Annotated in this window: 26 protein-coding genes; 22 read left to right on the plus strand and 4 right to left on the minus strand. The window is 43.2% G+C overall.

Features of this window, described 5'->3' with window-relative positions:
* The first annotated feature begins 5 nt into the window (after positions 1-5).
* Genes Y696_RS03430 through Y696_RS03455 form a run of 6 tightly spaced genes read left to right on the plus strand, consistent with a single transcriptional unit; the run spans position 6 to position 4,832 of the window.
* Positions 6-683: a zinc metallopeptidase gene (locus Y696_RS03430; protein WP_006492288.1), complete on the plus strand. Its 678-nt coding sequence runs from the start codon at positions 6-8 to the stop codon at positions 681-683.
* Positions 683-1,687, plus strand: a complete 1,005-nt coding sequence (locus tag Y696_RS03435; RefSeq protein ID WP_006492289.1) for a transcription antitermination factor NusB — start codon at positions 683-685, stop codon at positions 1,685-1,687. Before Y696_RS03430 ends, Y696_RS03435 begins: the two co-directional genes overlap by 1 nt.
* A complete protein-coding gene (gene rlmN, locus Y696_RS03440; RefSeq protein ID WP_006492290.1) occupies positions 1,684-2,703 on the plus strand; it encodes a 23S rRNA (adenine(2503)-C(2))-methyltransferase RlmN in 1,020 nt (339 codons plus the stop codon). The genes Y696_RS03435 and rlmN overlap by 4 nt, the downstream gene beginning before the upstream one ends.
* Before the next feature lie 2 nt (positions 2,704-2,705).
* Complete coding sequence (gene rsgA, locus Y696_RS03445; RefSeq protein ID WP_006492291.1) at positions 2,706-3,608, plus strand: ribosome small subunit-dependent GTPase A; 903 nt, start codon at positions 2,706-2,708, stop codon at positions 3,606-3,608.
* Positions 3,601-4,248, plus strand: coding sequence for a ribulose-phosphate 3-epimerase (gene rpe, locus Y696_RS03450; RefSeq protein ID WP_006492292.1), 648 nt, complete (start codon positions 3,601-3,603; stop codon positions 4,246-4,248). The genes rsgA and rpe overlap by 8 nt, the downstream gene beginning before the upstream one ends.
* The gene (locus Y696_RS03455; protein ID WP_006492293.1) at positions 4,245-4,832 is read left to right on the plus strand and encodes a non-canonical purine NTP pyrophosphatase; all 588 of its coding nucleotides are present in this window, start codon (positions 4,245-4,247) and stop codon (positions 4,830-4,832) included. Before rpe ends, Y696_RS03455 begins: the two co-directional genes overlap by 4 nt.
* On the opposite strand, the gene lgt is transcribed toward Y696_RS03455, so the two are convergent.
* From lgt to Y696_RS03470, 3 genes are all read right to left on the minus strand, one after another.
* A complete protein-coding gene (lgt, locus tag Y696_RS03460; RefSeq protein WP_006492294.1) occupies positions 4,786-5,673 on the minus strand; it encodes a prolipoprotein diacylglyceryl transferase in 888 nt (295 codons plus the stop codon). The genes Y696_RS03455 and lgt overlap by 47 nt on opposite strands.
* 69 nt (positions 5,674-5,742) lie before the next feature.
* On the minus strand, positions 5,743-7,047 hold the full coding sequence (tig, locus tag Y696_RS03465) for a trigger factor (protein WP_006492295.1): 1,305 nt from the start codon (positions 7,045-7,047) through the stop codon (positions 5,743-5,745).
* A 101-nt stretch (positions 7,048-7,148) separates the two neighbouring features.
* Positions 7,149-7,607 (minus strand): YfcE family phosphodiesterase, encoded by a 459-nt coding sequence (locus tag Y696_RS03470; RefSeq protein WP_006492297.1) that lies wholly within the window; start codon positions 7,605-7,607, stop codon positions 7,149-7,151.
* 132 nt (positions 7,608-7,739) lie between these two features.
* Between Y696_RS03470 and Y696_RS03475 the strand changes: the two genes are divergently transcribed.
* Genes Y696_RS03475 through aspC form a run of 10 tightly spaced genes read left to right on the plus strand, consistent with a single transcriptional unit; the run spans position 7,740 to position 16,675 of the window.
* On the plus strand, positions 7,740-8,402 hold the full coding sequence (locus tag Y696_RS03475) for a TIGR03936 family radical SAM-associated protein (RefSeq protein ID WP_006492299.1): 663 nt from the start codon (positions 7,740-7,742) through the stop codon (positions 8,400-8,402).
* A gap of 1 nt (position 8,403) precedes the next feature.
* Positions 8,404-9,162 (plus strand): YebC/PmpR family DNA-binding transcriptional regulator, encoded by a 759-nt coding sequence (locus Y696_RS03480; protein ID WP_006492300.1) that lies wholly within the window; start codon positions 8,404-8,406, stop codon positions 9,160-9,162.
* A 41-nt stretch (positions 9,163-9,203) separates the two neighbouring features.
* Positions 9,204-9,680: a signal peptidase II gene (gene lspA, locus Y696_RS03485; protein WP_006492302.1), complete on the plus strand. Its 477-nt coding sequence runs from the start codon at positions 9,204-9,206 to the stop codon at positions 9,678-9,680.
* Positions 9,649-10,581: an RluA family pseudouridine synthase gene (locus Y696_RS03490; protein ID WP_006492303.1), complete on the plus strand. Its 933-nt coding sequence runs from the start codon at positions 9,649-9,651 to the stop codon at positions 10,579-10,581. The genes lspA and Y696_RS03490 overlap by 32 nt, the downstream gene beginning before the upstream one ends.
* Positions 10,578-13,274: a DNA polymerase III subunit alpha gene (locus Y696_RS03495; RefSeq protein WP_006492305.1), complete on the plus strand. Its 2,697-nt coding sequence runs from the start codon at positions 10,578-10,580 to the stop codon at positions 13,272-13,274. Before Y696_RS03490 ends, Y696_RS03495 begins: the two co-directional genes overlap by 4 nt.
* 14 nt (positions 13,275-13,288) lie before the next feature.
* Complete coding sequence (locus Y696_RS03500; RefSeq protein WP_006492307.1) at positions 13,289-13,900, plus strand: histidine phosphatase family protein; 612 nt, start codon at positions 13,289-13,291, stop codon at positions 13,898-13,900.
* Between the two features lie 3 nt (positions 13,901-13,903).
* Positions 13,904-14,599, plus strand: a complete 696-nt coding sequence (locus Y696_RS03505) for a 2-phosphosulfolactate phosphatase (protein WP_121509780.1) — start codon at positions 13,904-13,906, stop codon at positions 14,597-14,599.
* Between the two features lie 4 nt (positions 14,600-14,603).
* On the plus strand, positions 14,604-14,816 hold the full coding sequence (locus Y696_RS03510; protein WP_006492310.1) for a hypothetical protein: 213 nt from the start codon (positions 14,604-14,606) through the stop codon (positions 14,814-14,816).
* Positions 14,817-14,835: 19 nt separating this feature from the next.
* On the plus strand, positions 14,836-15,477 hold the full coding sequence (locus Y696_RS03515; protein WP_006492312.1) for a hypothetical protein: 642 nt from the start codon (positions 14,836-14,838) through the stop codon (positions 15,475-15,477).
* 40 nt (positions 15,478-15,517) lie between these two features.
* Positions 15,518-16,675, plus strand: a complete 1,158-nt coding sequence (gene aspC / locus Y696_RS03520; protein WP_006492313.1) for an aspartate aminotransferase — start codon at positions 15,518-15,520, stop codon at positions 16,673-16,675.
* Here aspC and Y696_RS03525 read toward each other — a convergent pair whose 3' ends face one another.
* Entirely contained in the window at positions 16,676-17,806 is a 1,131-nt protein-coding gene (locus tag Y696_RS03525) for an HD family hydrolase (RefSeq protein WP_006492314.1), read from the minus strand. It abuts the gene before it with no gap.
* Between the two features lie 98 nt (positions 17,807-17,904).
* Here Y696_RS03525 and Y696_RS03530 point away from each other — a divergent pair, with 98 nt between their 5' ends.
* The 6 genes from Y696_RS03530 to gatC are packed head-to-tail and all read left to right on the plus strand — an operon-like array spanning position 17,905 to position 22,635.
* Positions 17,905-18,519, plus strand: coding sequence for an ACT domain-containing protein (locus Y696_RS03530; RefSeq protein WP_006492315.1), 615 nt, complete (start codon positions 17,905-17,907; stop codon positions 18,517-18,519).
* Positions 18,512-19,300: an undecaprenyl-diphosphate phosphatase gene (locus tag Y696_RS03535; protein ID WP_121509781.1), complete on the plus strand. Its 789-nt coding sequence runs from the start codon at positions 18,512-18,514 to the stop codon at positions 19,298-19,300. The genes Y696_RS03530 and Y696_RS03535 overlap by 8 nt, the downstream gene beginning before the upstream one ends.
* Before the next feature lies 1 nt (position 19,301).
* Positions 19,302-19,922, plus strand: coding sequence for an MBL fold metallo-hydrolase (locus Y696_RS03540; protein WP_006492317.1), 621 nt, complete (start codon positions 19,302-19,304; stop codon positions 19,920-19,922).
* A gap of 4 nt (positions 19,923-19,926) precedes the next feature.
* Positions 19,927-21,333: a glycogen synthase gene (locus tag Y696_RS03545; protein WP_006492318.1), complete on the plus strand. Its 1,407-nt coding sequence runs from the start codon at positions 19,927-19,929 to the stop codon at positions 21,331-21,333.
* Positions 21,326-22,333, plus strand: a complete 1,008-nt coding sequence (galT, locus tag Y696_RS03550) for a galactose-1-phosphate uridylyltransferase (RefSeq protein WP_006492319.1) — start codon at positions 21,326-21,328, stop codon at positions 22,331-22,333. Before Y696_RS03545 ends, galT begins: the two co-directional genes overlap by 8 nt.
* 2 nt (positions 22,334-22,335) lie before the next feature.
* Positions 22,336-22,635, plus strand: coding sequence for an Asp-tRNA(Asn)/Glu-tRNA(Gln) amidotransferase subunit GatC (gatC, locus tag Y696_RS03555; RefSeq protein WP_039882840.1), 300 nt, complete (start codon positions 22,336-22,338; stop codon positions 22,633-22,635).

The following is a 22,635-nucleotide window of genomic DNA, read 5'->3' on the forward strand; positions in this document are numbered from 1 at the left end:
TTAAGTTGTTTTGGGATCCAACTTTTATTATTCTCATTCCTGCTATAATCCTGGCAGCTTACGCCCAGTTTCTTGTTAGTTCGAGATTTGCGCATTATTCCAAAGTGAAATCTACCTTTGGACTTAATGGAACTCAGCTTGCGAGGCAGCTTCTTGACAATGCAGGACTATATGATATTAAAATTGAACGAATACGGGGAAATCTAACAGATCATTACGATCCAAAGAATAGAATCGTTCGGCTTTCAGATACAACGTACAACAGCTCCTCTATAGCAGCTCTAGGTGTAGTGGCTCACGAAATCGGTCATGCTATTCAAGATAAGGAGAAATATGTACCTTTGATTGTTCGCAACGCCGTAGTCCCTGTTGCGCAGATCGGTTCCTCTCTTTCGTGGATAATCTTTATTATTGGACTTCTTATGGTTTCGCCAGTCCTTATTAGAATAGGGATTCTGGTCTTTTCTGCCTTTGTCTTCTTCACGCTAGTGACGCTGCCGGTCGAGTTCAACGCAAGTTCGAGAGCGAAAAAGCTTCTCTCGTCAATGGGCATGCCTTCTAAAGAGCTTGAGGGCGTAAGTTCAGTTCTTGGAGCTGCAGCAATGACTTACGTTGCATCTGCGGCTACCGCTATTCTTCAGTTATTCAGGATGCTTTTCTTGTCGGGTGCTGGCAGAGACTGATGCAGGGAGCTCGTTCCATTGCTTTACAGACCCTATCTTTTTTCGATGCAAATGGTTATATCTCCTTTAGAAAATTGGATATAGCGCTGTCCACGCTTTCTTCCCAAGATCGCTCGTTTTGCATGAATATCATCTACGGGTGTCTGAGAAAGAGAGTTAGCATCGACTTCGAACTGTCTCGTTTTCTCACAAAACCAAGCAAATTGCCCCATGCTGTGCTGAATGCGTTACGAATCGGCGCATTTCAGATTCTTTATATGAAAAGCATCCCGGAATACGCAGCACTGAAGTCTTCGGTAGATATGATTGTGGTGAAAGAGTTTAAGGGTCTTGTGAATGCGGTACTCAGGAAGCTAATAAATGGAGGCCCTGCGAAAAGAAAACCTCTTAACATCCTCTATTCCCATCCGGAATGGCTTGTAAATTACTGGAGGGAATTTGCCTGGATAGACGACTTTGAAGAGTTTCTGGAGCACAATCAGACTCCCCCTGTTCAAACAGTTCTTTCCTTGGGAAGAGAGAATGAGTTGATCAAAAACGGCTTTATATTCGACAAGAGTGAGTATTCGGATCTATCCTGTGTTTTTCAAAAAGGTAGTAGTATAGAGAATCTTCAGATCATCGACGAAATTGAATACTTGCTTTCAAAAACAGCTATCCCGGTTTTGACTCATAAGGGAAGTCTTACAGGAAAAATCAACTCAATGCCATGGCTTCTCCACACGTTGACTCCGGAGAAAATTGACGGCTACTCAAAAGTGGCTGTGGAATCGCTTGGCAACTTCTCAAGAGAGCATAATGAGTTCATATACTATAGTCAGGCTTTTACTGTAGAGGAAAACAAGCATGCCCTCGACGTTCTCGAAGGTTTTGAACCTGTAATGATGGAGGACTTCTTCGCTGAGCATAAGATCTCTGCGAGATTTGATGGCAAAGGATACTGGCTACAACCATGGAAGGCACCGGCCGCATGTTATCTGGCAAGAGTTAGGAGTGCAAATTGAAGGACATTCTTTCTTTGGATCTGGACGAGCTGAGAAGGGAAATAATTTCATTCGGAGAAAAGAACTACAGGGCAAATCAGATTTTCAAGTGGGTTTATGTGAAGAGGGTCCTTGACTTTTCAGAGATGACCGATCTTCCTATGAGTCTTAGAAACAAGCTCGGTTCGCTTTTTCGATTTACCACGATGAAAGAAGTGGAAAGGCAGATTTCGATTGACGGTACAGAGAAATTCTTGCTTAAGTTGGAAGACGATAACCACATTGAGACAGTTGTTTTGAAACATCCCCGCCACATCACCTTTTGCATCTCTTCTCAGGTTGGATGCGCTCTCAACTGCTCCTTCTGTGCAACTGGAGCCAGTGGTTTCACAAGAGACCTTTCTGCGAGTGAGATAGTTTCTCAGGTAATTCTTATGGAGAATAGCATCGGCAGACCAGTCGATAATATTGTATTTATGGGAATGGGAGAACCTTTTCTTAACGAGGCCAACGTCTACAAGGCAATAAAGATTCTTCATGATCCCGTAGGTAGAAACCTGGGGATTCGTCATTTCACTATTTCAACCGCTGGGATTCCCGAAGGCATAAAGAGACTGGCCGATTCGGGAATGGACGTCCGACTTTCAGTTTCACTTCATAGCGCAAGTGAAGAGACACGGAGTTCTCTGATGCCAATCAACAAGAAGTATCCACTCGATTCATTGCGGAAGGTGCTTGATTATTACCAGCAAAAAACCGGTAATAGAATTACGTTTGAATACGCTCTGATAAAGGGAGTGAATGATTCTACGGAAGATTTGACAAAACTTGGGGAATTCCTGACGGGGATAAAATCCTTCGTGAACATAATACCCGTGAACCCAGTGAAGCCGGTTTTCGATAGACCATCCGATAAAGAAATTGCTGTCTTCTCAGAGAGTCTCAAAAAGGCCGGATTCGAATGCGCAGTCCGACACGAGAAAGGCACTGATATTGACGCTGCATGTGGTCAGTTAAGGCAGAAAAGAAGGGAATAGTTTTGGAGAGAAGAAAAGGAGTGGTAGTGAGATTTGGCAGCAGAAATATGGAGGTTGTTGATGCTGAAACAGGCGGGCGGCTAATATGTACTATGCCAGGACGTTTTAGATTGCAGGGGATCAGACCTATCGTTGGAGATAGAGTTGAATATGCTTTAAGCGGTGACGGTCAGGGGCGCATAGAAAGCATTCTTCCCAGAAAGACGGAGCTTCTGCGTCCACGGATCTCGAATATCGAGCAAATATTGCTTGTGCTTTCGTTGAAGGAACCGGCAGTTCAAAATCTCATTACGGATCGTTTCCTTGTTCTTGCCGAGTACGCGAAACTGCCTGTTACGATAGTAGTCAACAAAATCGATCTAATCAATAATGAAGAACTAGATAGGTTTTCAGATGTCTATGGTGAGCACTACGAAATCTGTCCGGTCTCTTCTAAGAACGGAATCAACCTCGATCGTCTTCGAGAAGTTTTGAAAGGTAAGATAAGTGTTATGGCCGGCATGTCGGGAGTGGGTAAGAGCAGCCTCCTAAATTCTCTTAACCCGGGACTTAAGCTAAGGGTTTCAGAGATTTCAAGGGGTTTGGAGAGGGGTAGACATACGACCTCTTATGTTGAACTCCTGCAATTCGAGTTTGGAGGATTAATAGCAGACACTCCGGGTTTTGCAAATCTTGAACTGCCAGTGATTGCTCCAGAAAACCTGGACAAGTGTTTCCCAGAAATCTCCCAGGAACAAGGAATGTGCGCGTTTAGTGACTGCGTCCATGTCGATGAGCCTGGATGCTACGTCAAGGAGCTTGTGGAAGCCGGTTCTATTCATAGAAGTCGTTACGAAAGCTATTTGATTATGTATAATGAATTGAAGGAAAGAGAACAGGAGAAGGGAGGGCGAAAATATGGCTAGAATCTCTCCCTCGATTCTTGCCGCAGACCTTACTGAACTCGCACGTGAGGTCATAAGAGTCCGTGACGCTGATTACTTGCACATAGATGTGATGGATGGAATGTTTGTTCCCAATATAACTTTTGGCGTGCCGATCATGGAAGCGCTGGGAAGACTGCATCATCCTCCCCTTGATGTTCACTTGATGATAGAGGATCCTTCCAGATACGTGAAGGAGTATGCCGCCTTAGGCGCAAAGAATCTACACGTACATGTTGAAGGTAATTATCATCTTCACAGACTTCTTGGACAAATTAGAGAAACCGGTTCGAGAGCATTTGTCGTTCTCAATCCATCTACGCCCGTCTCCCTTCTAGATGAGGTTCTTTCATGTGCCGATGGTGTACTTGTTATGACCGTAAATCCCGGGTACACCGGCCAAGAATTTATACCCGAAGCTGCCAAAAAGATCGATGTGCTAGATCGTATTCGAACTGAAAGAAACTTGAAGTTCGAAATCGCAGTGGATGGAGGAGTGAGCCTCGACAACGCTCAGGATCTCGTAAATAGAGGTGCAGATATTCTTATAATGGGAGCTGCAGTCTTCAGATCGGAAAATCCATCAGTTGTTGTAAGGAAGATCAAGGAGCTCAAGAGGTGAAGCTCTACTTAGTGACTTCTAATGAAAACAAACTCAAAGAGGTACGCCTCATTCTTCCTGAAGGATTTGATGTTGAATCCATTGAAGCAATCGCTCCAATGAAAGACATCGTTGAAGATGCAGGGACCTTCTTCGGAAATTCATTGAAGAAGATCGAAGCTTACAAGGATGTTGGAGTACCACTTCTTGCGGAAGATTCAGGGCTTGTAATTGAATCTCTTGGAGGATTTCCAGGAGTGAATTCTGCGAGATTCATGGAGAACAGTCATTACTCTGAAAAGATGCAGATCATTCTTGACAGAATGGTGAACGAAGAAAACAGAGCAGCTCGATTTGTCTGTGCTGCGCTGTTTTATGATCCTTCGAACAGCGTTTTGGTTGGAGTTGAGGAGCAAGTTGAAGGAATTATTGCAAGGAAACAAGCCGGTGAAAACGGTTTCGGCTATGATCCAATATTTGTTCCCCAAGGTTATTCTCAAACCTTTGGTGTTCTTGGGGATTCAATAAAAAAGGAGCTCTCACATAGAGGTAAGGCATTCAGGAAACTCTTTTCACTTGTTTACCTTTATACCGGGAAAAAATAAACAAAGCTATTCCTACTATGAGTAAGATTACAGAAACTGCTTGAGCAGTTCTTACTTCGCTTTGACCTATGTAAAGGCTATCTAACCTCAGGCCTTCAATGAAAAACCTAACAATTGAATATAAAACCATGTAAAGAGCAGTTACTTCACCATAATTCTTTCTTTTCCCCAAATACCAGTATAGTACAGCGAAAATGACTACATTCGCCAGGCTTTCGTAGAGAAAAGTTGGATGGAAGTATTCAAATTCGGAGTAACCCGGCATTCGGTATCTTAAAGGTACGAACATCTTCCAAGGAAGATCAGTGGGTGAACCGTATGCCTCATAGTTTGTGAAATTCCCCCATCTACCAATGGCCTGAGCTAAAGGTAATACAGCTGTGAAAATGTCAGTTACCTGTAGAAATCTCAAGTCTGCCTTCTTTCTGAATGTAACATAAAGAAATGTAACAAGGAGAGCGGCAAAAAAAGCTCCATGTATTGCCAGGCCACCATCCCACGTTCTGAAGATGCTCCAGAAATCTCCGCGATAGATCTCATAGTTGAACGCAACATAATAGATTCTGGCGCCCAGTACGCCAAAAACAATTCCAATGAAGACTCCCTCGATTAAGTAATCTTCTTTGATGCCTTCCTTTAGACCCTGACGCCGTCCCAAAAGATAAGCAGCGATGATTCCGGTGGCAATCATAACTCCATACCATCTAACGGAAAAGGGGCCTAGATTCTCAACAATTACAGGATTCAGGATCAGTTGACCGCTGAAGACTGCTCTCAAAAAGAAAAATAGTGCAACCGCAGAGGCTGATGCTATCACAATTGAAACTACTATCTTCTTCACTCAAACCCCCTCTTTCCGACACTTCAAAACCAGATCTATGAGTATTCCAGAAGTCAGAAAAAACCTCATCTATTCCTTAGGAGGAGCTTCTTCTACGCCGGATTCACTTATCTCCAGTTGTTCATCGGATGAAGGCTCCATATCACTAATAGAAGCTTTTTCGATGACATTGTCCAGAACCTTGTTTCTGATGATAGTTGAAACGATGTCTTCTTTAACATCTCGACGAGTATTAACCATTTCTTTTGCTCTTTCAGCGGAAATTCCCCAATATGGAGCCATTTCTTCGGCATAAGCTTGAATCTCTTCCTCTTCAGCTCTGAAGCCCTCTCTCGATGCTATTTCATCGATGAACCTAGCTTTCTTTATTTCATCAAACACACCAGACCTGAGTTCTTCGATGAGTTTCTCTTCGCTTCCAGCCTGTTTAAGGTATTTTTCGTAACTTTTCTCCTTCTTGGAATTCTCTATCGTTCTCTGAACAAGATAATCCAGAGTCGCATCGGAAATCTCAATCTCGACAAGATCATTGATTTTGTCCATCGCTTGCTGCCTTAAGAAGTCTTTCTTCCAGTTCAAGAATGATTCCATTCCCTCTCTGCGAACAATTTCCTTTAATTCTTCAAGAGTATTTGCTTCGGCATTCACGGTTTTTGCAAATTCATCGTCTAGATCCAAAGGACTCTTTCGTAGAACGTCGAGGACTTTTACTGAATAAAAATATTCATTATCGGAGTCTTCGAATGTTCTTGTAAACTCTACGACGTCATCCTTTGTTTTCCCTATGATATTCTTGACTATTGGTCTATCATCTTCAGGAACAACGCTCAGTTCCTGAACCTTATTCTCTGCGATTTTCTTGCCATCCTTAATTATCGTGTACTCAATCTTTACTAGGTCACCGTTTTCAACAGGCCCGTCTTTTGGTTCAACTATAGCGTGTTCGTTTCTAAGTTCTTCCAGGCGGTTGTTGACGTAATTCAGAACTACTTCATCCTGTTTTGGAACTTTAAGGTCAAGATTTTCATAGTCTCGGATTTTTACCTCGGGGTCTCTGTGAAGCTTCACCTCAATTACGGCACCTTCACCTTCCATCTTTTGCTCAGTGATTACTGCGGGAACCAAAATCTTTTCGTCCTTCAATTCTTCTTCAATTTTATCGGAAAGAACTTCGAGAACCATTTCTTCAAAGCTCTCCGCCAAGAAATTTCTTACAATACTTAGCGGAACCTTGCCTTTTCTGAACCCAGGTATAGTGTATTGTTGATTTACGTATCTTGCAACATCATTTTCTGCCTTCCGTATTTCTTCCGAATCAAAAGCAAAGAGAAATGTCTCGACATTCTCTTCTTTTTTAACGAAGCTTTTCTCCACCAGAAACTACCTCCATTCACCTTGAATTAATATTTTTGCCGTCTAATTATACGTATCCAAATGAATTTCACGGTTAATGAGATGTTATAATTGAAAATTCATCATCGGAGCTGGATCAACTCATACTCCAGATTGTCCGGATCAATTACAACAACAGTCGGTTTACCCGTGAGATAGCCGCAAGACTCCCCTGGATTTATGATAACAGGCCTTGAATTCAACCTGATATCAAGATGATGCGTATGTCCGTAGAAAAGGAAATCCGTGATTACCGCTCCGCTTAATCCAAAAGGTTCGTGCATTAAGACTACCGAGCGACCATGAATTTTGATCTCTGCGGGCCCCTTTATCAGAGAGCTACCAAGAATGTTCTTCAGCCCGACAATCTCTCCGTCGTTGTTTCCTAATGCCACGTGTAGTTCACCTTTGAATCTTGTCAGTGCCTTTGCGGCAAAGGGGGACACAAGGTCTCCGCAGTGAATAAGAACCTCGACATCTCGGTCAACAGCAATCTCTACGGACTCCGAAATTCTTGGCATATTATCATGGGAATCGGACATAATCATCCACTTCAGCGCTCTCACCCCTTGATGGTTTCACTTTGTTGAAAAGTTATGGCAGATCAAATACAATTATAACTGCACGCGACCTGAAGAACAAAGGTTTCCTATCTGAGCGTGCCGGAGGTTTAATTGAATAACAATAAACTGGTAGTTCGCTTCTGTTGTGGAGGTTTTCTGCGGTTTCTATCCCACCAGGAAAGTGCTACAGCAATAGAACGGACAATCAAAAGATCGGGATTGCCTGTAGCGTATACCCAGGGATTTCACCCGAGAATTAAGATCAGTTTTTCACCGGCCTTGCCAACGGGAGTGATGAGTCTCGCTAATTACGTCCTTCTCGAAACCGATAAACTCAGTCAGAACGTGGTGAATCTGCTGAACTCTGTTTCCAACTTCACTATCAGAGCTTTAAAGGCCTGGTATTTGCCCCGTGACTATGCGAAGATTGATGATTTATTAGATTCTTATAGAACAGCATTAATTCTTCCTAAAAGGAGTTATTACCCAGAGCGATTTGATGCTAGTGCAATAGTCACCAAGAAAACAAAGAGCGGATATAAGAAATACAATGCTGGAGAAGTGTTTATGGATCTTTCAGTTACCTCCCTTAGAACAGTCCATGTGGTAAAATATTCCCAGCCGATAGAGTCGATGGTTACAGCGGAGGAAATTCTTAAGATATTATCTAAAGAAGGCACCGCTTCTTACGAAGGGGTAATTGCATTTGTGGAAGATGGAATGGTCAATGGTAGATCTACTTCAGATATTCTGGATGAAATAGGAGGGATATGATATGTCCGGGCACAACAAATGGGCGAATATCAAGCACAGGAAGGGCGCGCAAGACGCAAAGAGATCAAAGGTCTTCACGAAAATTATCAGAGAACTTATGGTCTCGGCAAGAGAGGGTGGGTCAGATCCTAATACAAACACTTCTCTTCGAAGTGCCATAGAAAAAGCCAGGTCTGCAAACATGCCAAAAGACACCATGGAAAAGGCAATCAAGAAAGGCGCGGGTGAACTCGAAGGTCAATCGTTCTCCGAGGCTCTTTATGAAGGGTACGCTCCGGGAGGAGTAGCGCTTCTTATTAGATGTCTTACCGACAATAAGAACAGAACGGCCCAAGAGATAAGACACACCCTTTCCAAGTATGGTGGATCAATGGCGGAAAGCGGAGCAGTCAGCTGGATGTTTGAAAGAAAGGGAGTTATAACCGTAGCAAAGGAGCAGATTTCTGATCTCGAGGAGTTTCAACTTCTTGCCATCGAGGCAGGTGCCGAAGACATTAAGGATGAAGAAGATCCTATTATAATAGTAACTTCTCCAGAGTCTGTATCTGATGTGAAGACTGCACTCGAAGAAAATGGTTACACTCTGTCTTATGAGATGAGCTACATTCCCAGTAATTCTTTGAAGGTTGAAGGTTCAGATGCGGCAAAGCTACTTAAGCTCCTTGATATTCTTGAAGATAACGACGATGTTCAGGAAGTTTACGACAACTCGGATATAGATGAAACAGAAATGGAAGCCCTAGCCGAACAGATGGGTTGATCGGCCGCTTGCTGTTCTTGCGTCACGTGGAGTGATAATAATTGCTGTCTCTTTTGGGGATTACGTTGGCTTTAATAATGGATCAAGTGAGTAAGTACTTCGTGGAAAACGGAATGACTTACTTTCAACGGATAGATCTGATTGGGGAGCTTTTTGGCCTCAGGTACGTTAGAAATACCGGTGTTGCATTTGGGCTTTTCAAGAATCAGGAGCCATGGTTGCTTGCATTTGTTGCCATCGGTATTGCGGCTATGATAGTAATTGTTTCTAATGCTCACTCTTCTAAACTATCCGGATGGGAATCCTTTCTCATTGGTTTGATTGTTGGCGGGGCTCTTGGAAACAATTTGATAGATAGACTGAGGCTTGGACATGTGGTTGATTTCTTTGAACTAAAGGGCTTTCCTGCGATCTTCAATTTTGCGGATTTGTGCATTGTTTTTGGCGCAGCCTTGTTAACACTCTCTGTATATCGAAGGGAGAAGCGTGCTTCAAGAGATAATAGTCTCCAGCCGTGAAGATGGCTGGAGACTTGATAAGGTAGTCGTTGAGAAAGCTCCGCTTTGGGTTTCCCGCACTTTTGTGCAACGGCAAATAAAAAATTCCAAGGTATTTGTTAACAGTAGACCCAGAAAACCATCCTATAAGGTTAAGATCGGAGAGTCAATCACTTTTGACCTTCCCGAAAAACCAAAAGTCGCGTCTGTAGAACCTGAGGCCATCCCGCTAAAGATTGTCTTTGAAGACCGCGATATCATCGTAGTTAACAAGGATCCTGGTATCATTGTTCATCCACTTCCAAGAAAGCAAACAGGTACGCTTGTAAATGCTCTTCTCTATCACTGTAAAGATCTTCAAGGAATAGGTGGTGTAACTAGACCGGGCATTGTTCACAGGCTCGATAAGGATACGAGCGGGATAATCATTGTCGCCAAGAATGACCTTGCGCATGTTTCACTTTCAAGTCAGTTCAAGAGCAGATTGACTACTAAAGAGTATATTGCGCTCGTCAGAGGAAAGACACCACCGTTCGGAAAGATTGATTACTCGATTGCTCGGCACCCAGTCAACAGACTTAAGATGTCGGTAAATGAGAATGGCAAGGAATCCCTCACATATTTTCAAACTCTCTCGAATTTTTCAAGTATTGCTTCATTGATAATTGTAAGGCCTAGGACAGGTAGAACACATCAAATAAGGGTGCATATGAAAGAGAAGGGCTTCCCGCTTCTCGGAGATGCGGTTTATGGAAAGGCAAGAGAAGACGAGATTTTTGGAATTAAGAGACAGATGCTTCATGCCATGAAACTAACGGTTTCTCACCCTCGGTCAGGAATAAGAATGACCTTCATAGCCAGGCTCCCAGAGGACATGAAAGAGGCTATAGTTAATCTTTCAGAACTTGAGGCGAAAAGATGAAGACTGCCTTTGTTATTACCAAGTACGAACTTCATGCTTCTGTCCTTGAAGAGATATCGACTACAGCTGAACTGAAAAAAAGGGGTTACGAAAGATGCGTGATTCTTGATTCATCACTTTCTTCCTACGCGAAGTGGCATCTTTCTCTTTCCAGATCTGGAATAGTAGCAGTACCAGGGATTAGAACTGGGAACGATTATTGGATTGCGAGAAATGAAAGGGGTTTTGAAGAACTTCTAAGAAAAGAAACGAATGATTCAGAAAACTTGATTCATATCTCCGGAAAACCCCGAAATCTAGACAGTTCTTCAGGAAATCCCATTTGGGAATGTCGTTACCTTGATCATGAAAGCGAGAAATTCCGGGTATATGCGTCGTTACAGCCTGAAATTGAGGTAGCTGACTATTCACTGCCAAACGACAAGAATTATCGCGAGCTTGAGCACGATCTACTTCACTTACTCTCAGAACTTCCCCGCAATTTCTCTTTGAAGAGGATTGAGCATGTTTTTCCGGTGAGAGTGTCGGCAGAATCTTTCTCTTCCTTATTGTGTAAAGCTCTTGAGGAGAAAAAAATGGGCGACGAATACTTGTCGAGGCTTAAAAGGGAGCTCTCAGTAATTCTTGCAAAGAATATTCAGGATTATTTCATGACCGTTTCCAAGATCGTCGACATCGCGAAGAGCATTGGTTGCTGGATAGGCCCGGGTAGAGGTTCGGCTGTTGGTTCACTTGTAAGTTATCTGCTTGAAATTACCCGAATCGATCCTGTTGCGGAAGACCTGTTCTTTGAGCGATTTCTTAGCTTGAAGAGAGCTGATCCACCGGATATCGACCTTGATGTTGACGACAAATCAAGACCAGTGCTGCTGAAGAAAATGTATGAATACTTTGGAAATGATCGTTTCTGTCTTATCAGGACATATTCAACTTACGGATTCAAAGGAGCAGCCCGCGAACTCGGGAAAAAATTGGGGATCAGCAAAGATAACATCTCTAAGCTCATTGAATGGAGTAAAGATGGGAAGCGCTTTCCATATGCTTTTGAAGAAGATTTAGACATGAAGCGGTTGTTTGATATGTCAAAACTCATCGCCGGTCTCTTTTCGGGTTATTCACTTCATGCTGCCGGTGTCATACTTTCCGGCATTTCTTTGAAGGGACTGATCCCCATCGATTTCAGTGAAGATCTACCTGTTTCTCTTTGGGATATGGATTCTCTTCGAATAGTTGGTCTGCAGAAAATTGATATCTTGGGCTTGAGAAATCTCTCTCTTTTGAAGGAAATGACACAAGGTAAGGAACCCTGGGAAAGTCCGGCATGCGATTCAAATACCTATGAGACATTGGGAAGCGGTTATACTACCGGTATCTTTCAGCTGGAAGCACCTTACGCTACGAAAATTATTAGATCCGTAAAGCCCTCGTCACTGAGGGATCTTTCTATATGCATCGCATTAAACAGACCAGGGCCAATTAAATCTGGAGTTACAGAGCGTTTCCTTAAGCTTTCGAGAGTTCCCTCTGAAATCGAGAAGATGAGGAAAAGAGTTCCCGTTCTTGCTGAGACGGCAGGGCTTCTCGTTTATCAGGAACAAGTCCTAAAGATCGCTTCGAGCTTACTATCTCTTGAAGCGGATGACGGGGAGCTTCTCAGAAGAGCTCTTTCGAAGAAAGATAGGGATGCCGTTGACAGGTTGTTTAAGAGCTCGCCGGGGTACAGCAGACTTCCAGATGAAAGAAGAGCGAAGTTGTATTCGTTCCTTCTTGATTTTGCCGGTTATGCCTTCAACAAATCTCATAGTCTAAGCTACGCTGTGATTTCCTTCTGGCTAGCATATTTCAAGTCAAACCATCCGGAGATTTTCTATCCCCTCATGCTGCGAGAATTACCACGGACTTCTTTTGGAAGGCTAGTCGCCGAAATGAGGGACAGGGGACTCAAATTAAGCATAGAAAATGAAGTTGAGGGCCGTAAAATTGTATCGCTTTCTATTCCACAACTGCTGAAGAAAGGTGAACTGAAGCCAAAACCATTTGAGGATTCCTTCTTCACGTTCGTAAGGAACAACAGATCAAAGTATCAGGCAAGAGACCTTGAGAGACTCATAAAGAGTGGCTACCTGGATTGCTATGGCAGCAGAAACGATCTTCTGAAGAAAATGAATGACGCCCTCACGGGTGTGAACCCCGAACTGAAGTCAATACGATCTGTGTTCGGTTATAAAGAAGAGCTTCAAGAGGCAAGAGAGGAAGACACCCCTGTTGAGAGAGCCATGATGGAGATTGAGACTCTTGGATTCAATGTCACAGAGATTCAGCGACCGGATATTTCATCGGAAGTTACTGACTTTGAAATAACAAGCGCCGTTGCCTCTCTGAGAACAGGGATATCGCCCTACAAGAGAATCGATTATCTTGGAAAGAGTTTCGTTACTGACGGAAGGACCTTTATTCAGATAGAAAGCCACGTTCCTCTTCAAGGTTTCGTCTTGTTCAATAATGGAAATCCTATTGAAATGAAGGAGAGAATTTTAGAAGTGAACAGGATTTTTCATGGCCAGATCGATCGGTCATTCTTAGCAGTCGGCTCCAAGAGAGAAAACGTAGTTGTCAAAGTTAGGGGTACCGAAAAAATCATACCTGGGGCAAGGCCAATGGGTGTAGATGCCGATAAGATAATCTGGAGATAATTGGGGAGGAAGCAATGTACATTTATTTTGTAAGGCATGGAGAAACAGAATGGAACAATAGTAACCGCTGGCAGGGAAGGTCCGATATTCCCTTATCTGAAAAGGGAAGAAAGCAAGCTGAAATAACTGGCACATTTCTTAAAGAACACGTTCCCAGTGTAGCGGCAATCTATTCCAGCGACTTGAAAAGGGCAAAGGAAACCGCCGAGATAATTGCTGTTTCATATGCTGAGACACCAGTTGCTAACCCGGTACTCCGCGAAGCGGATGTAGGACTCTGGAATGGCCTTGAGATAAGTGAAGCATTGAAGTGCTATGGCAATCTGATAGAGAAATGGAGGAAGGATCCATGGGCAGACATTCCGGGAACTGAACCTCTGGGGGAAGTGCAGAGAAGAGCGGCGAGTTTCATCAGATATCTCTCTGGAAATTTTCAGGGGAAACATGTGATTGTGGTTTCGCATGCCTTGTTAATCAGAACCGCAATTTGCTACGCAGCAGGCCTCCCTCTGGAAAATCACTACAGACTTTCCTTACACAACTGCTCGATTTCCACAATTAAGATTGAAGGAGCAGAAATGAGACTGCTAGAGCTCAATCTGTGGCGCCATATGGAGGAGAACTAACGTATGTTACTTAGGGTGAATCTTCTTCCACGGACAATTGATGAGAGCACGGATCTCGCTGTAGTAATTGATGTTCTGAGAGCCAGTAGTACTATAACGACTGCTCTTCAACTAGGCGCAGAGAAAGTCATTCCGGTTTCTAATGTCAAACAGGCGCTGGAAGAAAGAAATAGGAATCCCGAGGTAGTTCTAGTGGGGGAGAGGGAAGCATTGAAAATACCGGGTTTTGATCTAGGAAATTCGCCGGTTGAGCTTTCTGAAAGTTTTGTGAAGGGAAAGGAAGTTGTTATGACAACTACTAATGGAACTGTAGCTGCTCTAAAATCAAGAAAAGCAAAGAGGATCACAGTTGCTTCATTCCTTAATTTGGAAAGCATTGCCAGACACATAGAAAGAGAGAAAGGAAGAGTTGAAATCCAATGCGCAGGTAGTGACGGAGAGCCTTCGCTGGAGGACACACTGCTTGCGGGGGCGCTTGTCAAACGCTTGGGAGATGTCGGTATAAACGATAGTTGCTGGATAGCCTCTTTTCTTTATGAATCGGTTAGGATCGATTTGAAAGACTTTATTGCTGAAAACGGAGTACACGCAAAAAAACTTCTGTCTCTTGGCTTTAGTGAAGATTTATCCTTTTGTGCTAAAATCAACTTGTACGATCTGGTTCCTTTGTGGCGGAACAACGGTTTCGTACGGGGGTAATTCAATGGAGTTCGTTTCTAATGCTTTTTTTATTCTAGCTATGGGCGCGCTTTTTCTGTCATTGATCTTTTTTGAGATTGGGACAAAGAAGGTGCGAAAGCCAAAGAGCGAAGTGAAGCCTGAAGATTACAAACCTTACGATAGGAAAGGCTGGTATTCCCTTCTGGCAGCGGGAGGGTTTCTTGGTTTGTCCTTGTTATTTGCTTTGATCTTATAAGGTCGAGGGGGTTGAAAAAATGCCTAACAAGCTAGCAGTTGACAACGTTGTATCTAAACTGCCTGGGGTTCATAGTGCAAGAATTGTCTATGATGAAAGCGGAGAAATGGTCGAGATTCATGTATTGGCAGATATTACCAAGCCTGCAAAGCAACTGGTCAGAGATATTGAGACAGCTATTTATGCCTCAACCGGAATCAAGATCGATAGAAAGATAGTATCTATAGCGCAGATATCTCTTGATTCTAACGACGAGGATGAAGCTTCAGTAGTAAGACCTTACCAGAAGGAAGAACTTCAAGGGTACAACTTTCAGCTAACAAGCCTTGAAACTAGGGCCACGACAAGGCGTCTTGATATTACTGTGGTTCTAGACTACGATGGCAAAGAACTTGAAGGTTCTTCGATTGTCGATGTTGGAGATGACGAGAAATATATGGCGATCGTTGAGTCGACTGTGGCTGCCATTAGAGAGGTTATACCAAGTTTCCGGATCGAGTTCATCGAAAAGCTCGAGTACGGTATGACAGAAATTGTTATGGCAGTCGGATCTTCGTTGGTAAATGGAAAGAGAAAAAGAGAGGCTGGCGCGAGACTATGCAAGAAAGACAGCCTGAATGACTTTGCTTTGGTTGTCTTAGAAATAATAAACAAGATATAGATTCTCACTAAAGAGAATTATCTATTTCGGAGGTGCTCCAATGGATCTGTCGCACTTTGTCTCTTCCGTAACACCATCGGCCACTCTAGAGTTCAATAAGAAGGCCCTTGAGCTTTCTAAGGCGGGAGAGAACGTTGTCAAATTCACTGCCGGCGAACCTGATTTTCCTACTCCACGTCCCATAGTTGAGGCGGCCATTACTGCTCTCAACGAGGGAAAAACTAAATACACCAATGCTTCCGGCATAGATGAATTAAGAAAAGCAATCGCTACGAAGATGCTGAAGGAGAACGGCTTAAGCTACACTCCTGATGAAATTGTTGTGTCAAACGGTGGAAAGCAAGCAATCTATAATGTACTTAAGGCCTTGCTGAACGTGGATGACGAAGTGATAATTATCTCGCCTGCCTGGGTGAGCTACGAAGCACAGATTCTGCTCTGCGGTGGTCGTCCAGTGGTTGTTCCATCTGAGCTTGATAAGGGCTTTGTTCCAGAGATTTCGAAGATCGCAGAGGTTATAAGCGCAAGGACACGAGCCATAATAATCAACTCTCCAAACAACCCAACAGGAGCCATATATCCTGAACACTTCCTTCGAGATCTTGCGGTCTTAAGCAAGGAGAGCGACCTCCTTGTCATTTCGGATGAGGTTTATGAAAAGCTGGTATATGATGCTGCACATTTTTCCATTGCTTCGATTGATGGGATGAAAGAAAGGACGGCGGTAATAAATGCCTTCTCCAAAACCTATGCCATGACGGGTTGGAGGATAGGTTATTCGGCAACTTCACTTAGACTGGCCAAGGCTATCTCCAAGATTCAAAGTCATCTTACATCCAATGTCAATACTATAACTCAGTACGCAGCACTGAAGGCATTTGAAGTTGACACTTCTTCAATGGTTGAAGAGTTTCGAGCCAGGAGGGACTTCGTGTTCTCAAAACTGAAAAAAATCGGTCTGAGATTTCACAAACCGGCGGGCGCTTTCTACTATTTCATTGATATAAGGCCATTTCTCGGCGGCAGGTTCAAGAATTCAAACGATTTTGCTATAGCCCTCCTTGAAGAAGAAAAAGTGGGAATGGTTCCTGGAAGCGCATTCAGCTATGAGGGGTTCATAAGAATGTCCTTCTCCAGTTCTTTGGAGGAACTCGACGAAGGACTAAACAGACTGGAAAACTATCTCAGAAAACTTTAATTAGCGACCTGTCCAGTCAAGGCTCCATCTGAAGGATTTAGTCAAGAACTGAACGCTTTGAAGATCGGATCTTGAGAGATCATCTAGCATTCTATTCATTGCATCTCTGAAGGCATACTGTGTATTACCAGAGCGTATTTCCATGAGACACTCAACTGTTGCGGCAAATTGATCGGCAGCCCAAACAATTTTGCCTTCCGCTGATTCAAAGGGATTCAGCATTCTGGATTTTAGTTCTTTGATAAGTTCATCTGGCATTCCGTCTAGGAGGTTCTCGGTAACCATCTGTTCTTCAACCTGAGCAATCACTTCCTCGAAGCCTGGAACCTTCTTTTTCGTCGGCGTGATTATATCTCCAGTCATGCTTTCGGGAATGTCATGAAGCAGAGCGCGTTTGACAGATTCAACAGGGTTTACACTGTTTCCTTGTTCTTCCTCAATACATGAGAGTATATATGCGATTATTGTTACGTAGAAAGAATGAGCGGCGACAGTGGTTGGGACATTCCTGTTGAGCCTGTTCCAGCGAATGGCTCTCAGAAGAACCATTAAGGCGTTTGTGTATCGGCTGAGCCAGTTGTTGCCCGTTATCAGACGATATGGACCGAATTCCTCGAAATCTTTGATCCTAGCCTCAAGGTCCTTCAGAGGTCTTTCAAAGAACTCCGGAAAGCTTCTGGCATGAAGACCGGCTTCCAGTTTGGCCGATAGAAGATCTCCAGTCTGGATAATCTTTCCTTCGACCGAATTATCTTTGGAGTGCACCATTGAAAAAAAGAAGGCATCGTGTCTCTCATCAGGCAAGTATTGAATAATCTCTTCCACTGTCTTTTCAAAGACATCGTTCCACTTGTCAGGTGAAAGGGATTTTATTAGAATTTTAGTATCAACCGAGATGTCTGAAAGCAAGCATTTAGGCAGTTCTTTTAAGACGAGTCTCTGGAAGAGCTCCTTTTGGTCGATTTCGAAACCTTTCAAAATTGCCATTTCAGACATTAGCAGGCAGTACTGGGCAGAAATGAAGGCATTTTCGGCCTCGTTGGTTCTTAGAAGAGTCGGTGTGTTGTTCCACCTGTACATTGTGAAGAGATTCGTTGCCAGTTCCAGAAGTTTCACATATCCTTGAAACACGGAAACACCTCCTGAGTACGTTCATGAATCTATGTTGTTACAATTATAATTGTTAGGCTTATCAAATAAAAGGCTTAACGATGGAAAGAGGCGGTTTTATGAATATTGAGAAGTGGATTAACAGAACCTACCCGGTTTTCGAGGAAAGTTCAACTCTTGAGGATGTCTTCAGTGTCAAAGCATTAGCGGGACTCACAAACATAATCTCCGTTGATAAAGAAGGAAGACTGTCTGGGACTGCAAGGTTGGATGCGATCGATGACTTTGATCTTTCAAGAAAACTCTCTGAAATTGTTGTTGAGCCGGTGTTTTACTGCCGTGACTCCGATTTCATAGAAGATGCCGCGCTAATGCTTATTGAGAGTCATGACTATGTCCTTCCAGTAGTCAATGACGATTTTGTCGTCGTAGGGGCAATTGGTGTTTTCGAAATTTTGGAAGGTTTAATGGAATTTACTGCTATGGATAGACCCGGTGCCAGAATCTCGATAATTCTCGAGGACAAGCCGGGCGCTCTGAGAGATGTAGTTGATTTTCTTGCAGAAAGGGAGGTTAACATTCTCTCTATTATCACTTCGACCGCAGAAAGTAAGGAATTCAAGCGAGTTGTAATAAGAACAGATGAGTCAGACATAAGCTTGATCGCTGACATTCTTGGGGAAAAGGGGATCTCTTTTGAAAGCATAAGCGAAGAGGAGGGTTTCAGTGTCTGAAACACTAAGCTATCTAATTCTAGGCGCAGTACAAGGTGCTACGGAATTTCTTCCCGTTTCGTCGTCTGGTCATCTAACAATCTTCTCCAGTTTTCTCAAAGTTCCTCTTGATTCAGAATCAAAAGCAGCATTTTTTGCGGTGCTTCATCTGGCAACTTTCTTTGCCGTTTTGTTGTTCACATTTAAAGATATATGGGGAATACTCACAGGCCTATCTAAACCTGAAAAGAGGAAAATCTCATTCAGATTCATTGTGCTGCTTCTTGTTGCAACTATTCCTGCAGTTCTAGTTGGTTTCCTCCTAGAGGATGAAATCAAATCTCTCTTCTCTGATGTGGCATTTGCTTCGATAATGCTTTTTGCTGCAGCGGCTGCTTTATTCATTTCGGATAGCTTGAAGGGTGAACGTAAAATCCTTGATCTTTCAATTGCAGGCGCGCTTTCAATAGGCATTTTTCAGGCGGCTGCAATAGCTCCTGGACTATCAAGAAGTGGCTTGACGATATTCGGGGCATTACTTATAGGAATGACTAGAAGTGACGCAGTTAGATTCTCCTTTCTTTTGAGTCTTCCAGTTACCTTTGGTGCCGGTATTTTGGAACTCTCCAAAGTAAGTCTTCCTATATCAACCGTCCTTTTGTCATGTCTTCTTGCCTTTTCAACTGGTATTGTTGGGCTTTGGCTCCTCAAGAAACTTGTTCTGAAGCGACGTCTGAGATTCTTTGGCTTTTACTGTATAATTATAGGGATTGTAGGTCTGATTTTTCGAGGAGTGATGTGATTTGGATTTGAATCTCCTCTTTCCCGGCTCCTTAGTGTACGTGCCGGGAATGATGGATGCATCCACAAGTAGCTGTGTTCTGCTTGTGGAAGATTACAAGAAAATTCTCATCGATCCAGGCGGGTTCGCTTCGATGAAAGTTTTGGAAGACGGATTAACTTCTCTGGGTCTCTCCCCAGACGATATAACCGATATATTGCTCACTCATTTTCATCTTGATCATGCTTTCAACAGTGTTTTTTTCTCTAAGGCGACGATACATTTACATGAAAGCTTCTCCACTAGAGATTACAGTTCATTTGGTCCAATAATTGGATCTGTGTATAGTAAGATCATTGACTCCTGGAAATGTATAGAGACCTTCTCGGGTGGCGAAAGGATTTTGGGAGCAATAGATGTTCTCAGTTCGCCATATCATTCAAGAGATCATGTGTCCTTCTTTCTCCAAACGGAAAATCATGGAAGGGTTTTCATTTGTGGAGACGTCTGCGCAAGACAGATACATTATCACGAAATGCGAAAAGGAATGAGATCAGATCCAGCCGCTGCTTTTGTCTTGAAACACTTTGAGAGAGCAGATGCTGTTATTTTCTCTCATGACCTCCCGCTGTTCAAGAGGTGATTGAATGAAGGTGCTTTTTGTATCTTACGAGGTTTATCCTATAGCGAAGGTAGGGGGTCTTGCCGATGTTGCAGGATCCCTTCCGAAGTATCTTAAAGAGCTCGGAGTCGAAATTGATTTGTTAATGCCATTTCATAAGTCGATAGACAAAAATATGGCTATCAAAACGGATGAGAACGTCAGTACCAGGTTTGTCAAAAGAGAGGTTTCTTTTGAGGTTTACAGAGCGAAGTTGCCGAAGAGCGATGTGAACGTTTTTTTGCTTTATAACGAAAGACTTATGGACTCAAAGGAGATCTATGGTGCATCGGATCTTGGTTTTCAGGCAATGAGCTTTTCCGATGCCGCCGCCGGATTTGCAGTTGACAAAGGTTACGATATCGTCCATCTCAACGATTGGCAAACCGCTTTGATCGCAGTATATCTTAAACAGTGTGAAGCAGAGTGCAAGACCCTTCTTTCTATTCACAATCTCGCCTATCAAGGTGTATACGGTAAGGAATATCTAGATCTGTCAGGAATCGAAAAAAGCAATTGGGACGAAATCTCTGAGGCAGGAAAAATAAATTTTCTAAAGGCTGGGCTCGTTTTTTCAGATAAGCTTAGCACTGTATCTCCAACCTACGCAAAAGAAATCCAGACGAAAGAATATGGTGCCGGCCTTGAAAAAATCCTTTCTAGGAGGCGGAGCGACCTGGTTGGAATCTTGAACGGGATCGATTACTACGAATATGATCCCGAAAGAGATGAACGACTTTGGGCAAACTTTTCGCAGGACAATATTGAGGGCAAGAAATTCAATAAATCTAATTTACAGCAACTTGTGGGTCTTCCGAAAAGAGATGATGCTTTGATTGGACTGATTTCACGTCTTGTAGATCAAAAAGGACTTGATTTGATTGAAGATATCAAGGACGAGTTGATGAAGCTTCCCATTCAAATTGTAGTTTTGGGGACGGGAGAGAGCAAGTATGAAGATATGTTCAGGATACTTCAAAAGAATTATCCGGAAAAGGTGGCTGCGAGATTGACCTTTGATCTCGATCTTGCCCAAAAAATCTACGGTGGAGCAGATATGTTTTTGATGCCCTCTAGATATGAACCATGTGGACTTGGACAAATGTTTGCGATGAGATACGGGACTGTTCCAATTGTCAGATACACTGGAGGACTCGCGGACACTGTTCATGAATTTGATCCTGAAAACAATGGTAATGGCTTTGGATTCGTAGAGTACGATGCGAAAAAGCTGCTTGGAGCTTTGAAGAAAGCTCTCAAAGTTTACTTTCAACCAGAACTTTGGAAGAAAGTAGTTAGAAATGCGATGAGACAGGACTTCTCATGGAGAGTCTCGGCAATGAATTACCTCTCCCTGTATAAGAAGATTCTGGAGGTTAATAACGATGCCTGAACTTAGAAAGGATCCGATAATCAAGAGGTGGGTGATTATTGCGACCGAAAGAGCTCGACGACCTCATGATTTCATAAATGCTAAAGAAAATGTTGAATCAGCCTTTTGTCCGTTTGACTATGGCAATGAACACACCACACCTCCAGAAATCATGGCGTTTAGGCCCGCAGATACTGTTAAGGACAGTCCGGGCTGGTGGGTGAGAGTTGTGCAAAACAAGTTTCCTGCATTGGATTCAAATATTGAGCCCGAGCGATTCGGTCACGGCATGTACGATGTCATAAAGGGGTTCGGGACCCACGAAGTCATCATTGAGACACCGGATCACAACGCTTCAATGGCGACTCTATCGTATGGACAGGTTAGAGAAGTAGTTTGGGCATACAAAGAACGTCTCCAGACACTCGAAAAGGACAACAGGATAAAGTACATCTTGATATTCAAGAATCATGGAAGAGAAGCTGGCGCCTCGCTTGTCCATTCGCATAGTCAGCTCATTGCTACACCAATAGTTCCAAAAAGAGTCGCAGAAGAGATAGCTGGTGCAGCTGAGTATTATCGCTTCAGAGAGAGATGTGTATATTGTGATATGGTGAATCAAGAGACTCTTGAAGGGACTCGAGTAGTTGAAGAAAACAGCGATTTCGTAGCGTTTGAACCATTCGCTGCGAGGTTCCCCTTTGAGACATGGATTGTTCCGAAGGTTCATAGTCACAATTTTGGAGAGATATCTGCTACTCAAATCGAGAGTTTTTCGATAATTCTCAAGAATACGTTGCTAAGAATCTACAAAGCTCTAGATAATCCACCGTATAACTTCATGCTGCACACAGGAATAAGAGGAATTGACGAATCGAATCACTACCACTGGCATCTGGAAATAGTACCAAGGCTTACAAGGGTTGCCGGATTTGAATGGGGATCGGGTTTCTACATAAACCCTATGCCTCCAGAGCATGCAGCCATGTATCTTCGTGAAGTCAGCGTTGAGGAGGAATGAAAATGGAAACGAAAGTAAGCGATGAACTCCTTAAACATCTTGAAGGCCTTGCAAAGCTTGAACTACTTGAAGACGAGCGTATTGAACTGAAAAAGGATATTGAGGAGATACTGCAGTATATGACGCTTCTAGATGGAGTAGATCCTGACGCCGAAGAAATGGTCACTCCTGTTGAGAAGAGCCTCGAGCCTAGGGAAGACGAGTTGGTTGAGTTCAAGGAATCGAGACTCATTCGAGATCTCTTTCCCGATACAGAGGGGAGCTATTTGAAGGTGCCAAGGATTTATAAAGAAGAGAAATGA

This window comes from Mesotoga sp. H07pep.5.4 (genome assembly GCF_003664935.1).
Taxonomy (GTDB): domain Bacteria; phylum Thermotogota; class Thermotogae; order Petrotogales; family Kosmotogaceae; genus Mesotoga; species Mesotoga prima.

Excerpts from the sequence above, each read along its gene's own strand:
- Y696_RS03435 (WP_006492289.1), top strand. The coding sequence starts at position 683 with ATGCAGGGAGCTCGTTCCATTGCTTTACAGACCCTATCTTTTTTCGAT.
- rpe (WP_006492292.1), top strand. The coding sequence starts at position 3,601 with ATGGCTAGAATCTCTCCCTCGATTCTTGCCGCAGACCTTACTGAACTC.
- Y696_RS03470 (WP_006492297.1), bottom strand. The coding sequence starts at position 7,607 with ATGTCCGATTCCCATGATAATATGCCAAGAATTTCGGAGTCCGTAGAG.
- Y696_RS03480 (WP_006492300.1), top strand. The coding sequence starts at position 8,404 with ATGTCCGGGCACAACAAATGGGCGAATATCAAGCACAGGAAGGGCGCG.
- Y696_RS03495 (WP_006492305.1), top strand. The coding sequence starts at position 10,578 with ATGAAGACTGCCTTTGTTATTACCAAGTACGAACTTCATGCTTCTGTC.
- Y696_RS03500 (WP_006492307.1), top strand. The coding sequence starts at position 13,289 with ATGTACATTTATTTTGTAAGGCATGGAGAAACAGAATGGAACAATAGT.
- Y696_RS03505 (WP_121509780.1), top strand. The coding sequence starts at position 13,904 with ATGTTACTTAGGGTGAATCTTCTTCCACGGACAATTGATGAGAGCACG.
- Y696_RS03510 (WP_006492310.1), top strand. The coding sequence starts at position 14,604 with ATGGAGTTCGTTTCTAATGCTTTTTTTATTCTAGCTATGGGCGCGCTT.
- Y696_RS03515 (WP_006492312.1), top strand. The coding sequence starts at position 14,836 with ATGCCTAACAAGCTAGCAGTTGACAACGTTGTATCTAAACTGCCTGGG.
- aspC (WP_006492313.1), top strand. The coding sequence starts at position 15,518 with ATGGATCTGTCGCACTTTGTCTCTTCCGTAACACCATCGGCCACTCTA.
- Y696_RS03530 (WP_006492315.1), top strand. The coding sequence starts at position 17,905 with ATGAATATTGAGAAGTGGATTAACAGAACCTACCCGGTTTTCGAGGAA.
- Y696_RS03545 (WP_006492318.1), top strand. The coding sequence starts at position 19,927 with ATGAAGGTGCTTTTTGTATCTTACGAGGTTTATCCTATAGCGAAGGTA.
- galT (WP_006492319.1), top strand. The coding sequence starts at position 21,326 with ATGCCTGAACTTAGAAAGGATCCGATAATCAAGAGGTGGGTGATTATT.
- gatC (WP_039882840.1), top strand. The coding sequence starts at position 22,336 with ATGGAAACGAAAGTAAGCGATGAACTCCTTAAACATCTTGAAGGCCTT.